The sequence below is a fragment of the Budvicia aquatica DSM 5075 = ATCC 35567 genome (genome assembly GCF_000427805.1).
Taxonomy (GTDB): Bacteria; Pseudomonadota; Gammaproteobacteria; order Enterobacterales; family Enterobacteriaceae; genus Budvicia; species Budvicia aquatica.
This window is the reverse complement of record NZ_ATYS01000016.1, coordinates 129339-144377: the sequence shown is the minus strand read 5'-3', so window position 1 is coordinate 144377 and position 15039 is coordinate 129339. Positions and strand designations below refer to the sequence as shown.

The 15039-nt window shown below is 47.9% G+C and carries 12 protein-coding genes, 2 CRISPR repeat arrays and 1 riboswitch (1 of these 15 cut by a window edge); of the genes, 3 read left to right on the top strand and 9 right to left on the bottom strand.

Going from position 1 to position 15039, the window contains the following annotated elements:
- Positions 1–321 (top strand): molybdopterin dinucleotide binding domain-containing protein (locus YWE_RS0108145; protein ID WP_029094078.1); only part of this gene is annotated, 321 nt, incomplete at its 5' end.
- A gap of 279 nt (positions 322–600) precedes the next feature.
- Positions 601–2196, top strand: a complete 1596-nt coding sequence (locus tag YWE_RS0108140) for an ABC-F family ATPase (RefSeq protein ID WP_029094077.1) — start codon at positions 601–603, stop codon at positions 2194–2196.
- Between the two features lie 99 nt (positions 2197–2295).
- On the opposite strand, the gene YWE_RS0108135 is transcribed toward YWE_RS0108140, so the two are convergent.
- From YWE_RS0108135 to moaA, 9 genes are all read right to left on the bottom strand, one after another.
- Positions 2296–3255 carry a hypothetical protein gene (locus YWE_RS0108135; protein ID WP_029094076.1) on the bottom strand — a complete coding sequence of 320 codons (960 nt, stop codon included), beginning with the start codon at positions 3253–3255 and terminating at the stop codon, positions 2296–2298.
- A gap of 164 nt (positions 3256–3419) precedes the next feature.
- A complete protein-coding gene (gene rhlE, locus YWE_RS0108130) occupies positions 3420–4856 on the bottom strand; it encodes an ATP-dependent RNA helicase RhlE (RefSeq protein ID WP_029094075.1) in 1437 nt (478 codons plus the stop codon).
- Positions 4857–5141: 285 nt separating this feature from the next.
- A complete protein-coding gene (locus tag YWE_RS0108125) occupies positions 5142–5843 on the bottom strand; it encodes a Bax inhibitor-1/YccA family protein (RefSeq protein ID WP_029094074.1) in 702 nt (233 codons plus the stop codon).
- A 173-nt stretch (positions 5844–6016) separates the two neighbouring features.
- Positions 6017–6592, bottom strand: a complete 576-nt coding sequence (locus YWE_RS0108120) for a flavodoxin family protein (RefSeq protein ID WP_029094073.1) — start codon at positions 6590–6592, stop codon at positions 6017–6019.
- A 200-nt stretch (positions 6593–6792) separates the two neighbouring features.
- Positions 6793–8740: direct repeats of the CRISPR family, unit length 28 nt; unit sequence TTTCTAAGCCGCCTATGCGGCGGTTCAG.
- Positions 8741–8957: 217 nt separating this feature from the next.
- Positions 8958–9410 carry a molybdopterin synthase catalytic subunit MoaE gene (moaE, locus tag YWE_RS0108110; RefSeq protein ID WP_029094072.1) on the bottom strand — a complete coding sequence of 151 codons (453 nt, stop codon included), beginning with the start codon at positions 9408–9410 and terminating at the stop codon, positions 8958–8960.
- A gap of 10 nt (positions 9411–9420) precedes the next feature.
- Complete coding sequence (gene moaD / locus YWE_RS0108105; RefSeq protein ID WP_029094071.1) at positions 9421–9666, bottom strand: molybdopterin synthase sulfur carrier subunit; 246 nt, start codon at positions 9664–9666, stop codon at positions 9421–9423.
- Between the two features lie 4 nt (positions 9667–9670).
- On the bottom strand, positions 9671–10162 hold the full coding sequence (moaC, locus tag YWE_RS0108100; protein WP_029094070.1) for a cyclic pyranopterin monophosphate synthase MoaC: 492 nt from the start codon (positions 10160–10162) through the stop codon (positions 9671–9673).
- Positions 10163–10176: 14 nt separating this feature from the next.
- Entirely contained in the window at positions 10177–10692 is a 516-nt protein-coding gene (moaB, locus tag YWE_RS0108095; protein ID WP_029094069.1) for a molybdenum cofactor biosynthesis protein B, read from the bottom strand.
- Positions 10693–10751: 59 nt separating this feature from the next.
- The gene (gene moaA, locus YWE_RS0108090; protein ID WP_029094068.1) at positions 10752–11735 is read right to left on the bottom strand and encodes a GTP 3',8-cyclase MoaA; all 984 of its coding nucleotides are present in this window, start codon (positions 11733–11735) and stop codon (positions 10752–10754) included.
- Positions 11724–11861: riboswitch (molybdenum cofactor riboswitch) on the bottom strand. (Overlaps the previous gene by 12 nt.)
- 264 nt (positions 11862–12125) lie before the next feature.
- On the opposite strand from moaA, the gene yvcK reads away from it, so the two are divergent.
- Positions 12126–13037 carry a uridine diphosphate-N-acetylglucosamine-binding protein YvcK gene (yvcK, locus tag YWE_RS0108085; RefSeq protein ID WP_029094067.1) on the top strand — a complete coding sequence of 304 codons (912 nt, stop codon included), beginning with the start codon at positions 12126–12128 and terminating at the stop codon, positions 13035–13037.
- Positions 13038–13170: 133 nt separating this feature from the next.
- Positions 13171–15039: a CRISPR direct-repeat array (repeat unit 28 nt; unit sequence TTTCTAAGCCGCCTATGCGGCGGTTCAG) (it continues 43 nt past the right edge of the window).

The following is a 15039-nucleotide window of genomic DNA, read 5'->3' as shown; positions in this document are numbered from 1 at the left end:
AAAGCAAGAAACATCGCTAACGGTGATTTGGTCAGAGCCTTTAACGATCGCGGGCAGGTATTGGTAGGTGCTCTGGTATCCGACGGAATTAAACCGGGGATTGTCTGTATTCATGAAGGGGCATGGCCGGATTTAGACCCGGCAGCCGGCGGCATTTGTAAGAACGGCGGCGCCAATGTGCTAACCAAAGATATACCGACCTCTCAACTGGCTAACGGATGCTCGGGTAATACCGCTCTGGTGTATATTGAAAAGTATACCGGTCCGGTCTTGCCACTTACGGCGTTTGAACCGCCTAAAGGAGAGAGCGCCAAGGCGTAATATCATCAGCTAACCACGACTTCTGGCCGGTAATATTATCGGCCAGATTTTGTATTCGTTCACGCCGGTCTATACTCAATTGATGGCATTTTTTACCCTTCTATTTTCGCAATAATCTCACAGTAATTAGATTAATTTGCGTTTTCCGGCTAAGATGCCGCGCGAAACAAAAACTATTAAACAAAATTTAACCGGTGTTGGTTATCCAGTGTGCATAAATGACACCGATCTGTGGCATAATGTGCCCAATATCACATTTTCAACCTATGAGTACTCGTCTTGTTAATAAGTAATAACATCACCATGCAGTTTGGCTCCAAGCCACTGTTTGAAAATATCTCTGTCAAATTCGGCGGCGGCAACCGCTATGGCTTAATCGGTGCTAACGGCAGCGGTAAGACAACCTTTATGAAGATCCTCGGCGGAGACCTGATTCCAAGCGCCGGTAATATCTTCCTCGATCCCAATGAGCGCTTGGGTAAACTGAAACAGGATCAGTTTGCCTTTGAAGAATTCAGCGTTATTGACACCGTTATTATGGGCCACGTAGAGCTGTGGGCGATAAAAGAAGAGCGGGATCGTATTTATAATCTGCCTGAAATGTCTGAAGAAGACGGTCTGAAAGTAGCCGACCTCGAAACCGAGTTTGGTGAAATGGACGGTTATACTGCGGAATCTCGTGCCGGTGAGCTATTGCTGGGCGTGGGTATTCCGGTAGAACAACATTTCGGACCAATGAGCGAAGTTGCTCCGGGCTGGAAATTACGGGTATTGCTGGCGCAGGCGCTGTTTGCTAACCCGGATATTCTGCTGCTCGATGAACCGACCAACAACCTGGATATTGATACTATCCGCTGGCTGGAACAAATTCTGAACGAACGTAACAGTACCATGATCATTATTTCCCATGACCGTCACTTCCTGAATATGGTATGTACGCACATGGCCGATTTAGATTACGGTGAGCTACGGGTGTATCCGGGCAACTACGACGAATATATGGCCGCTTCAACTCAGGCCCGTGAACGTCTACTGTCTGATAACGCGAAGAAAAAAGCACAAATCAACGAACTCCAGTCTTTCGTTAGCCGCTTTAGTGCTAACGCATCAAAATCTCGTCAGGCAACTTCCCGTGCCCGTCAGATTGATAAGATTCAGTTGGAAGAGGTTAAAGCCTCTAGCCGCCAGAATCCGTTTATTCGTTTTGAGCAAGATAAGAAACTGTTCCGCAATGCGTTAGAAGTGGAAAACTTATCTAAAGGCTATGACGGCACCACACTGTTTAAGAAAGTCAATCTGATGGTCGAAGTCGGCGAGAAAGTCGCGATTCTGGGTACCAACGGCGTGGGTAAAACCACCATGTTGAAAACCCTGATTAGCGAACTGGAAGCAGACAGCGGCCGGGTTAAATGGTCAGAAAATGCCAGCATTGGTTATTATGCTCAAGACCATGCCAGCGATTTCGAAATCGATATGACGGTATTCGACTGGATGAGCCTGTGGATGCAGCCAAGCGATGACGAACAGTCAGTACGCAGTATTTTGGGCCGCCTGCTGTTCTCTCAAGATGACATCAAAAAGAATGTCAAAGTGCTATCCGGTGGTGAAAAAGGCCGGATGCTGTTTGGTAAGCTGATGATGACCAAGCCGAATATTTTAGTGATGGATGAGCCAACCAACCACTTGGATATGGAATCTATCGAGTCGCTGAATATGGCGTTGGAAATGTACCAGGGGACGCTGATTTTCGTTTCCCATGACCGTGAGTTTGTCAGCTCGCTGGCGACGCGCATTATCGAAATTACGCCGGAGAAAGTGTCTGACTTTACCGGTAATTATGAAGATTATCTGCGTAGTCAGGGTATTTCAGCCTAATAGCTAATCAGCGCTGCTCGATTCAGATGTCAAAAGCCCGCGATATTTTCGCGGGCTTTTTGTTGCTCACTTATCGCTAAAGTGGGCAAATGATGGGCTCTATTTCAGAATAAAAACGTAGCGATTTGTCATCCATTTCATTGCCGCATCCGCCTCTTTTTCCGGGCGCTCATAGGCATTTCTTGCATCCCCATCCAGCACTCGGTTAGTTGCGCCAAAGCTATTCACTGATTCTACAAAAAAGTCCTTTTTCGGGCACTGTTGCTTAGCCTGAAGCAAACCGCTGGAATAGTGCATCAGCTGTTTTCTTACTTCTTCACGCGCCGATGCGTCAGTACTCACGCTTTGCAACTCCGTCAGTTGCTTATTCATTCCATCAAAATATTGGTTAATCTGCGCGCATTCATGCTTCATGGTTAACGGCGGATAGAATAACGCTATATTCGCAAAACTACGCGCAGGCTGTTGATAACCGGAAACAGGTAACAACTCAGTTCCGGTCTCATCTTTGATAAGTTTAATAAAAGCGGCTTCTCTGAATATTTTGCCGATGATTTTAATCGATGATGTAGATGAAACGACATTGGACTGTTCCTCATCAACGTCAAAGCTCCATCCTCGGGTATCACCCAGTTTTTCAATCACTAAATCGTTATATTTATAAAAGTAGCCGCTAAACTCATTGCCTAAAATGGTGTCGGTATTACGGTAGCTCAGCATCATTTCATTGGTCATTTTTTCGCGGTCATAACCGTCATTATCCACTTTATAGAAGCCGTAATTAACATAATAGTTAGACAGCGTCGGGTTAATTAACCCGCCTTTGCCGTCTTTAAAAATATAAAACTGAGCGCTTTCACCTTGGTAAGCGATGGTATGAACCCCCGATTTTAGCTCAACGGAGATATGCCCTACCGCAGGGAGTTGATACTCTTTGCCATCAAGGCTAACGGTTATTGGTTCATTCTTAGGATTATCGAGCGTGTATGCCACACCGCTTTCAAATAAATCACAGCCGGTGAGCAACATGATAAATACAACGAGCAGAGACTTCTTCATGCATCAATTCCCTTTGTTATAAATAGTTATAAATAGTTATAAATAGTTATAAATAGTTATAAATAGACTGCCGTACTATATGTTAAGTTATTGTACTAGATTACAGGCAAAAAAAATCTTTCCAAAGCGGAAAGATTTTTTATTTAATCCGGTTTTAAACTGAATTACTCACCGGAAACATTTGACCGACGAGAACCCGAATAGGTTGCCCGCTTTTGCGGAGCCCCGTGTTCGGTACGCGGCTTCTGGCTGCGCGGAGCACCATTAGCGGCACCACGGCTGTCAGACGATTTACCGCCTTTATTACCCCAAGGGCTGCCTTCGCTACGGCCAGCACTTTGACCTGATGATGAGCGAGGTGCGCCCGTGTGTTGACGACCGCTTTGACCCGGACGACCACCCTGCCCCTGACGCCCGCCGCTCTGGCGACCGTTAATAATAGGTTCAGCTTTAATACTTGGATCCGGCTCATAGCCCGGCAGCGCAATGCGTTTAATTTCGAACTTCAATAAACGCTCGATATCACGCAGTAGCTTATGTTCATCAACACAAACTAAAGAGACCGCTTCACCGGTACATTCAGCGCGGCCGGTGCGGCCAATACGGTGAACGTAATCTTCCGGTACGTTAGGTAACTCAAAGTTAACCACGTGCGGAAGATGGTCAATATCCAGACCGCGGGCAGCAATATCTGTCGCCACCAGTACCCGAATTTTACCATTTTTAAATTCATCTAAAGCACGGGTACGGGCACCCTGACTCTTATTACCGTGGATTGCCGATGCGCTAATACCATCTTTATTCAGTTGCTCAGCCAGATGGTTTGCGCCGTGTTTAGTTCGGGTAAAGACCAGCACTTGCTGCCATTGACCTTCACCAATCATCTGAGACAGTAATTCCCGCTTACGCTTACGGTCAACAAAGTGGACGCTTTGATCCACCAGTTCAGACGGCGTATTACGCTTAGCGGCTTCAACATAGGCCGGGTTCACCAGCATTTTGCTGGCCAGGGCTTTAATTTCATCCGAAAACGTTGCGGAGAACATCAGGTTCTGACGCTTAGCCGGCAGCTTAGACAATACGCGGCGAATATCATGAATAAAGCCCATATCCAACATACGGTCTGCTTCATCCAGCACCAGAATCTCAACGGTAGACAGGTCTACCGCACGCTGATGCTCTAAATCTAACAAACGGCCCGGCGTTGCCACCAGCACGTCTACACCACCGCGCAGCTTCATCATTTGCGGGTTAATGCTTACGCCGCCAAATACCACCAGCGAACGCATATTCATATGCTTACTATAGTCACGCACATTCTCACCGATTTGAGCCGCCAGTTCGCGGGTCGGAGTAAGAATTAATGCGCGCACAGGACGACGTCCTGAACGTGGCGCAGCTTTTTGGCTGTCCAGAATGTGTAATAACGGCAGCGTAAATCCTGCGGTTTTACCGGTACCCGTTTGTGCACAGGCCATTAGGTCGCGGCCAGCTAATACCATCGGTATCGCCTGCTGCTGAATAGGGGTCGGATCGCGGTAGCCTTGTTCTTCAACCGCACGCAAAATTTCGGCATTTAAGCCGAGGGAATCAAATGACATAAAAGGGAAAACTCCAGTCTCGTCCTGGCAAATCATCTTTAAAAGATGTGATATCTGCTACGGTCCTGACGAGATTAACATACGAGGTATTACGTTGAGGCACTACCGCGAGGAACATGGCGTAGACCGAAGTACGCCGGATTTTGCGATTATATCAGATCCAGATCACATTCGCCCGTTTATTCTATGTACAAGCAAAATTAGCGATGAATTATCGCTCTATAGATAAACTAAGGGCGCGATAAATCGCGCCCTTAGAGAAATAAACCATCAGGTTGCGGTGTATTAGCGACGATCGCCTAAAATACGCAGTAACATTAAGAACAGGTTGATGAAGTCTAAATATAACGTTAATGCACCCATAATTGAGTACTTACGATAATTTTCTCTGTCATCAGCGGACACTTGCTCACCGATTGCCTTCAGCTTTTGCGTGTCGTAAGCGGTTAAACCAACAAACACGATTACGCCGATATAGGTGATTGCCCAGTACATTGCGCTGCTCTGCAGGAAAATGTTAACCACAGAGGCAATAATAATACCGATAAGGCCCATTACCATCATGCTGCCTAAGCCGGTCAGGTCACGCTTAGTGGTATAACCATAAACGCTCATCGCACCAAAGGTACCAGCAGTTACAACGAACGTGCTACCAATAGAAGCGCCGGTGTATTGCATAAACACCACGGATAAGGTCAAGCCAGTCAGCACGGAATAGAGCATAAACAGCGTTGTAGCCAGGCTACCACTGATTTTATTAACCATTCCTGACAGGAAGAAAACCAAACCTAGTTGAGCAATAATCAACCCAAAAAATAATATACTGTTGGTCAGGATAGTCTCTTGCAGTGCCGAACCATTAACAAACCAAGCGGTAAAAGCTGTTAGTAACAGACCGCAGGACATCCATCCGTAGACCTGTGCCATAAACGCCTGAATACCGGTGCTGCTGTATTCTACGTAAGAACTATTGTGACGTGGATCCATTTGAAATGTCCCTCTTAAACTAAAATGAGCTGAATAGAATCAGGGGATAAATATGCCTAATCCTTCTTCAAGATTACCACAAATTAAGACAATCGATAAAAGAAATAATTTCGTTACAATCAGGGAAATATCAAAAAATAAAACCAATCTAACCCTATCAATTAGCAAGCAAATTATTTAGCCCAGCGCTGAGTCAGAGTAGCAACTCGCTGGCCGAACAGCCGAGCGGTTTCTAAATCGCCCGGTAGCGGCGCTTCATCGACCGAAGCATCTGCCGGTGACACTGTCATTAACCCGGAGAATCCTGCTATATAATTCACATCATTACGGGTGGCTGCTTTGGTATTCGAAGGCAGCATTCCCATACCAACCCAGATACCACCGTGTTGTTGAGATAAGTGGAACATATAGTCTAACGTGCTGAGCTTATCGCCATTCATGCTGGCTGAATTAGTGAAACCGGCAAACAATTTATCTTTCCACTGCTGCGCAGCCCACGGCTTTGAAGAGGCATCGCCGAATTTTTTAAACTGCCATGACGGGCCGCTCATATAGGTCGGGCTACCGAAAATAATGCCGTCTGCGGCACAGAGTATAGCCCACGCAGCCTCGGGCAAATTACCTTCTGCATCGATGGGAAGCATATCAAGATGGGTTCCGCCTATTTCCATTAACCCTTTAGCTACTGCCTCAGCAGCCTTTGCCGTATGTCCGTATCCGCTGTGATATACCATTGCAACGCGTGTCATGAAAAAAACCTCTATCAAAAATCATCATTAGCGGGGGAAAGTTCATTTAGCCTGATGAAATAACAAGCGGCCTGACGCCCCCAAAAACTGGCGTGCGAATAGTAACATTTTCCCCTGCGGATGTTTACCCAAGGTGGTGGGATTGTTGGTTGCTGGGGCGGGATATTGGGTAACCGAGCTAGAGGCCAATTTATGGCGTATTTCTAGGCCGCCGATGCGGCGGTTCAGCAGGTCGGCTCCGCTCAGGTTGGCTCCGTACATTTCTAAGCCGCCTATACGGCGGTTCAGTTGGCTGATTCGAAGCGAGTTGATTGAATTCCTTTCTAAGCCGCCTATACGGCGGTTCAGGTAATGGCGGTGGTCATGTCGGGTTTGTCGTCTTTCTAAGCCGCCTATGCGGCGGTTCAGCGGAGGAGCCTACACAGCAACGGGTAAATCATTTTCTAAGCCGCCTATGCGGCGGTTCAGTTCAATGACTGTTTCAAGCATGCTGAAGCATGTTTCTAAGCCGCCTATGCGGCGGTTCAGTCATTAAGCCCCCTGAGATAACGTGTCCATTATTTCTAAGCCGCCTATGCGGCGGTTCAGAAAAGGCCACCGAAAGGTGACCCTGGAATTTGTTTCTAAGCCGCCTATGCGGCGGTTCAGCTGGAACAGAAAGCGGAGGTCAAAGTCGATAATTTCTAAGCCGCCTATGCGGCGGTTCAGAAGCTGGCCCATTTCACAACGCCCTATATAAATTTCTAAGCCGCCTATGCGGCGGTTCAGTGAGAGATATCATCAATGCGAGTTCGCGACCTTTTCTAAGCCGCCTATGCGGCGGTTCAGTCCGCTTTCCACCAGTTAGTTTCTCAGGTTCTTTTCTAAGCCGCCTATGCGGCGGTTCAGGCGTTGCGTAACCGTTCCGGTTGAATACATCCTTTCTAAGCCGCCTATGCGGCGGTTCAGTTCATTATGTCCGAGCTATCGAACGTGCCTTTTTTCTAAGCCGCCTATGCGGCGGTTCAGAAGAACGAAAAGAAACAGGCGGTAACTGCACTTTTCTAAGCCGCCTATGCGGCGGTTCAGAGGCTAGCAGGGAAGTTAGAGGATGCATCAAATTTCTAAGCCGCCTATGCGGCGGTTCAGTTGCCAACGCTGAAAAAGCGAACAGCACTGAGTTTCTAAGCCGCCTATGCGGCGGTTCAGTTCCTGGTTGCATCGTTGTATTCACACGAACTTTTCTAAGCCGCCTATGCGGCGGTTCAGATAGCGTTGATTCATGTAGCCCAGAGCTTTACTTTCTAAGCCGCCTATGCGGCGGTTCAGTAAGCGTTTAATTATTCACTGAATAGGCTTTATTTCTAAGCCGCCTATGCGGCGGTTCAGCAAACCAATATGGACTCAACTTGAGTGATACTTTTCTAAGCCGCCTATGCGGCGGTTCAGTTTTCTCATCATTTACTATTAACTCAGCATTGTTTCTAAGCCGCCTATACGGCGGTTCAGGTGGTTGGGGCTCAGATGGTCATTCTTGGGTTTTTCTAAGCCGCCTATACGGCGGTTCAGTCATTTCATTAACTATTCTCATGAACCGCTTATTTCTAAGCCGCCTATACGGCGGTTCAGCGTATTCATGCTGTTAACTTCATCGTGGAGCATTTCTAAGCCGCCTATACGGCGGTTCAGTTCTTTGTACCTCTATGTCTCTTCTCTCTTCATTTCTAAGCCGCCTATACGGCGGTTCAGACAATACAAGTTGCGAATGGTGTGATTCTGCTTTTCTAAGCCGCCTATACGGCGGTTCAGGGGGAGGTGGTCCAATCTTGATGGCCATAACTTTTCTAAGCCGCCTATACGGCGGTTCAGACCCTGAAAGAGCTTACAGAGAAAATCGGTGATTTCTAAGCCGCCTATACGGCGGTTCAGTATGGTCAAACTTGTAACCTTCCCAATCATCGTTTCTAAGCCGCCTATACGGCGGTTCAGTTGGGGATTTGAGCAACGCAAAGCTGAGTTAATTTCTAAGCCGCCTATACGGCGGTTCAGAATCTCTGACCGGTTCTGATCCTTCATGCTTTTTTCTAAGCCGCCTATACGGCGGTTCAGTGAAGGGGTCTATCCCTCTATCCCTCTAATGTTTTCTAAGCCGCCTATACGGCGGTTCAGTAGAGAATTTAGCATAAAAACACCGCCTGACGCCGCTAAACATCAGGAAATTGGGATCGCTATAGCTAAAATACCATTTTTTATCAACCACCCATAATAGGCTGATTTTATTGGCTTTATATTTATAGCGAAAATAAGGGTGATAGCTCGTCTTTGACCGGAGCCAATGGGATATAAAGATATACCCCATTGCTAACCGTTGATGGACTTAACTTGATTACCAGCGTTCGGCGGCTTGCTTATCGCTATCGCGGGATTCAACCCAGCGATCGCCCTCTTGCGTGGCTTCGCGCTTCCAGAAAGGCGCGCGGGTTTTCAGGTAATCCATAATAAACTCTGCGGCTTCAAAAGCCGAGCTGCGATGGGCGCTGGTTACGCCAACAAACACAATCTCGTCGCCGGGAAATAATTCACCAATACGGTGAATAACACTCACCCGCTGTAGAGGCCAGCGCTGGCGGGATAAATCAATAATCTCAGCCAGTGCTTTTTCAGTCATGCCCGGATAGTGTTCCAACGTTAATGCGCTAACGCTATCCCCCAGATTATGATTACGCACCTTACCGGTAAAGGTCACCACCGCACCGTCATCATCGCACTGCGAAAGCCACTGATACTCATCACCGACGCTAAAGGTTTCGCTACAAACAGAGATACGCGTGTTGGTCATATCCGTCATCTTAACCTCCGGTAACCGGCGGGAAGAATGCCACTTCATCGCCATCAACAATGGCATGATCGCCAGTCACCAGCGTTTGGTTAACCGCCATCAGTAGCTTGTCAGACTCTAACGCCAGCGGCCATTTATTACCGCGGGTACACAATGCCTGACGCAGCGCTTCAACCGTCGGGTAATCTGCCGCAAGCGACAGTTGATCAACCCCAACCAATTCCCTGACCTGAGCAAAAAAGATAACCTTAATCATAAAATTATTTTCCCGTTACGCCATCGGCATTAAAGTCGCCGGATTTCCCGCCGCTCTTCGTCAGCAATCTTACCGGCCCGATAACCATATCTTTCTGAACGGCCTTGCACATATCATAAATGGTCAATGCGGCCACCGATGCGGCTGTTAAAGCCTCCATCTCCACGCCGGTTTTACCCGTCAGGCGACAGCATGACTCAATGCGCACCCGATTACTTTCCGGCAGCGCTTCAAGTGACACTTCGACTTTACTCAGCAGCAGCGGGTGGCAAAGTGGGATCAGCTCCCAGGTTCTTTTAGCGGCCTGAATCCCGGCGATGCGCGCCGTAGCAAACACATCACCTTTATGATGGCTGCCTTGCATAATCATGGTCAGCGTTTCTGCTTTCATTTCAACAAAGGCTTCAGCGCGGGCTTCCCGAACTGTCTCTATCTTGGCTGAAACATCAACCATGTGCGCTTCACCGGCGGCATTGATGTGGGTTAACTGTGACATTGTTGGCCTTATCTCTATTTCTTACGCATATGAGGAATAAAATTGCACGGGCGATGGCGGGCATCCAACTGCTGCAAAATGATCTGCTCCCAGGCAGTGCGGCAAGCATTAGTCGAGCCCGGTACGGCGAAGATCACCGTATGATTAGCAATACCGGCTAGCGCACGGGACTGCAGCGTTGAAGTACCAATATCTTCATAAGACAGCATTCTGAACAGTTCACCAAACCCTTCAACTTCACGGTCGAACAGCGGCAGAATGGCTTCCGGGGTATTATCTCGAGTCGTAAAACCGGTACCACCGGTAATCACGATAGACTGCACCGATTCATCAGCAATCCAACCGGATACGATAGCCCGGATCTGATAGATATCATCTTTTACAATGCGCTTATCAATTACCTGATGCCCGGCGGCTTTGGCTTCATCGGCCAAATAATGTCCGGAGGTATCTTCAGCATCGCCCCGGGTATCGGACACGGTTAATACCGCAATAGACACAGGCATAAATTCGCTGGCTGCATGACCCATTAGAGCTCCTTAAATTTTATGTTCGGGTAGCGCTGAGCACAAAAGCTCAGCATGGGATATCAACCGCCAATAAATGACAGGTTTTGCGTGATACCGCTGTTACCCTGATGAAGAAAGTGCGTCTGTTTCTTAGTCTGGAGTTTGTCCTGAATCCGCGATTTCAGCGCATCCAGTTGGCTATCTTCGGTGAGCAAATCCCGCAGGGAGATACCCTGTTCGCCGAACAGACATAAGTGCAAGTTACCGATGGCCGAAACCCGCAGGCGATTACAGCTCTGACAGAAATCTTTTTCATAAGGCATGATCAGGCCGATTTCGCCCTGATAGTCCGGATGGGTAAATACCTGAGCCGGCCCGTCGCTGCGTGCTCGAATGCTCTGCTGCCACCCCTTCTCAAGAAGCTGCTGGCGGATAACCTGACCGGATACATGATGCTTACGGAATAAATCGGTACCTTCACCGGTTTCCATCAGTTCAATAAAGCGGAGTTGGATTGGACGGAGTTTAATCCAGTCGAGAAACGTGTTGAGACTGCGGTCATTAACATCGCGCATCAGCACGGTATTAACTTTAATCTTGGCAAAGCCGGCATCAAAGCCAGCGTCGATGCCTTCCATTACCTGACGGAATTTATCCTGACCGGTAATCGTATGAAACTGGCGGGCATCCAGACTGTCAACGCTAACGTTAATGGCAGTTAGCCCCGCATCTTTCCAGCTTTGAACATCCCGCGCCATACGATAACCATTGGTGGTCACCGCCAGCGTTCTGATGGCTGAGTTTTCACGGATAGCGGCAATGATATCAACAAAGTCACGGCGTAAGGTTGGTTCCCCGCCGGTCAGCCGCACTTTTTCAGTGCCGAGCTCAGCAAAGCCCCTACCGACGCGTTTAATTTCGTCGAGGGTTAAAAAACGCTTATTGGCGTTTGGCTTATAGCCATCGGGCAGACAATAGTTACAACGAAAGTTGCAAACGTCTGTTATAGATAAGCGCAAATAATAAAACTTGCGCGCAAAAGCATCGGTCAGTTGCGATACCATAAAACACCTTTCCAAATTCGGGAGGCGCAGGCATTTCTACCTTACACCCTGGTGACTTAAAGCCACGGCGGCAAAACCATATCAATTGTGTGACTTAGGTAATGCAGCTCAGAGTTTCATTGAGTTGTCTGATTAGCAGAAGAAGCTAACAGACGATATATCAATACTAATTCTTATTGGTTGTTCAATCCAGAATTAAAAACGCTATATAACTAATTATACAGCAGTTATCTCTCTGTTTTAATCAACCAGACCATACTGAAAAAAGCCCATATGCAGCTTGATGTAGGTCAATGTTGACTTATGTCATGCTAAATAACACAGGTTTCGCCTTTTAGATAAAAATCGGTTAACTTATGCCGAAAAACAGGCCCTATAAAAAGGAATTACATGCGTAACCGCACGCTGAGTGATTTAGAACATGTCGTTGCCTTAGGCGGTGGACATGGTTTAGGCAGAGTTATGTCTGCCCTTTCACCTTTAGGCTCCCGCCTTACTGGCATCGTTACCACCACCGATAACGGCGGCTCCACCGGTCGAATCCGCCAATCAGAAGGCGGTATTGCCTGGGGCGATACCCGAAACTGCCTGAATCAGTTGATCACAGAGCCTAGCATTGCATCTACCATGTTTGAATACCGCTTTAGTGGCAATGGAGAGCTTGCAGGTCACAATTTAGGAAATTTAATGCTTAAAGCGTTAGATAACCTGAGCGTTCGCCCGTTAGAAGCCATCAATTTGATTCGCAATTTGCTAAAAATTAATGCTTATCTGATCCCGATGTCTGAACATCCGGTCGATCTTGCGGCCATCGATAGCGACGGGCATCTGGTTTATGGCGAAGTTAACGTCGATAGCCTAAAAGAGATGCCAAAAGAGCTGATGCTGGAACCGGTAGTCAGCACTACCCGAGAAGCCATCGAGGCCGTAGAAGAAGCTGAATTAATTCTTATTGGCCCCGGAAGCTTTATGACCAGCCTGATGCCGCCGCTCCTGTTAGGCGACCTGGCTCAGGCCCTTGGCCGCAGCAAGGCACGAATTATCTATATCGGCAATTTAGCAAAAGAGCTCAGCCCGGCAGCCGCATCATTAACCCTGACGCAAAAAATGACCATTGTTGAAGAGGCGATTAACGGCCGCAAAATAGACGGTGTTATCGTTGGTCCTCAGACCAATATTGCCGGTATCACCAATAAGGTGATCGTTCAGCAACCGCTGGAAGCCGACGACGTCCCCTATCGCCACGATCGTGATTTGCTGCGCAAAGCGCTGGAAACCGCCCTGCAAAAGTTCGGGCGTTAATAGTCTGGTCGAATAGAGGCATTATCAGAGAACAAAAAGCGCGCCGTGAGTTTTATCATTGGCGCGCTTTTTGTTGTTGGGCTGCCTGTGCGGCGGTTTAGTTAGAGCCGAACGGACGGCCTATACTATATACTTTCTAAGCCGCCTATGCGGCGGTTTAGAAAGAGATTACCTTAGGCTTATAGGTTAAATATTTCTAGGCCGCCTGTGCGGCAGTTCAGTGATAAACGCATAAATATTCTCCTGTGAGTCTTTTCTAAGCCGCCTATGCGGCGGTTCAGGGTCTGGAAAAACATTTAAGCTGAACGATGGGTTTCTAAGCCGCCTATGCGGCGGTTCAGGCAAATGCCATGAGTCAGGCGCAAAACCTTATTTTCTAAGCCGCCTATGCGGCGGTTCAGGAATAAAAAATTATCACGGCTTGGTGAAGTGTTTTCTAAGCCGCCTATGCGGCGGTTCAGTTTGAGTTTCTCGGAGTGCTGCGTCTGTGACTTTTCTAAGCCGCCTATGCGGCGGTTCAGCTTTAACCGTAATATTTTCACCGCCGTTAATGTTTCTAAGCCGCCTATGCGGCGGTTCAGACCCCCCCTGACCGTAGCGCCCGTAGCCTTCATTTCTAAGCCGCCTATGCGGCGGTTCAATGATTAGATTCAACGATAATCCGCTTCCCGTATTTCTAAGCCGCCTATGCGGCGGTTCAGACGACGAAATCCCAGACGGTAAATCTATTATTGTTTCTAAGCCGCCTATGCGGCGGTTCAGCCAGTAGTGAGTTACGAGTTAACGAGTTGTTATTTCTAAGCCGCCTATGCGGCGGTTCAGGGTAGAGCTAAGAGGTAGAGCTATATCATGTATTTCTAAGCCGCCTATGCGGCGGTTCAGTTTCGGCTACTGTTAACACGTTGGTTAACTCATTTCTAAGCCGCCTATGCGGCGGTTCAGTAGAGAGGTACAAAGAATAGTATCTATCATAATTTCTAAGCCGCCTATGCGGCGGTTCAGGGTATTACTATGCGGCGGTTCAGCTTTTTGTTTGCAATATGAGATATATGAGTCATTTCTAAGCCGCCTATGCGGCGGTTCAGTCCAAAAGCGCCTTTTCGGTCCCTTTCAATTATTTCTAAGCCGCCTATGCGGCGGTTCAGGCAATAACCGACGAATAACAGATTTTACCTACTTTCTAAGCCGCCTATGCGGCGGTTCAGATTTTAAAGCGTGTGGCCTTATCGGCCACCTTTTTCTAAGCCGCCTATGCGGCGGTTCAGCTCAGCAAAAGGTTAGACTAGGGTAGGGCTAATTTCTAAGCCGCCTATGCGGCGGTTCAGTAGCCTACCGTAAAGAGCCTTACCGATTAGCTTTTCTAAGCCGCCTATGCGGCGGTTCAGATACTGAATTCCTATGCGGCAATCTGCCATTGTTTCTAAGCCGCCTATGCGGCGGTTCAGGTCGGTTTGCTCATCAATAAAGTCAGGACAGATTTCTAAGCCGCCTATGCGGCGGTTCAGGATTGGGAGCAAGCAGAATACTTCCAATCTTGTTTCTAAGCCGCCTATGCGGCGGTTCAGTCCCGCACTTATAGCATTCAAAAGCGCATCACTTTCTAAGCCGCCTATGCGGCGGTTCAGTTATGCAGGAGTCCATGAAGCTGATTCAGGATTTTCTAAGCCGCCTATGCGGCGGTTCTGATTTTCCTATCTGGCAGCGTGCCTTTCTATTTTTTCTAAGCCGCCTATGCGGCGGTTCAGATTGTCAGGTTATTCACGTATCGCCGTAGAGGTTTCTAAGCCGCCTATGCGGCGGTTCAGATAAGCTCGCGGCTCTTTAGAATCGCTGAACTTTTCTAAGCCGCCTATGCGGCGGTTCAGGTACCAGCAATACCTTTCTGCACCATTAGTGATTTCTAAGCCGCCTATGCGGCGGTTCAGGTTCAATTATGAGTATTAGCCCTAAGGATATATTTCTAAGCCGCCTATGCGGCGGTTCAGAACAAGACAAAGCCTAT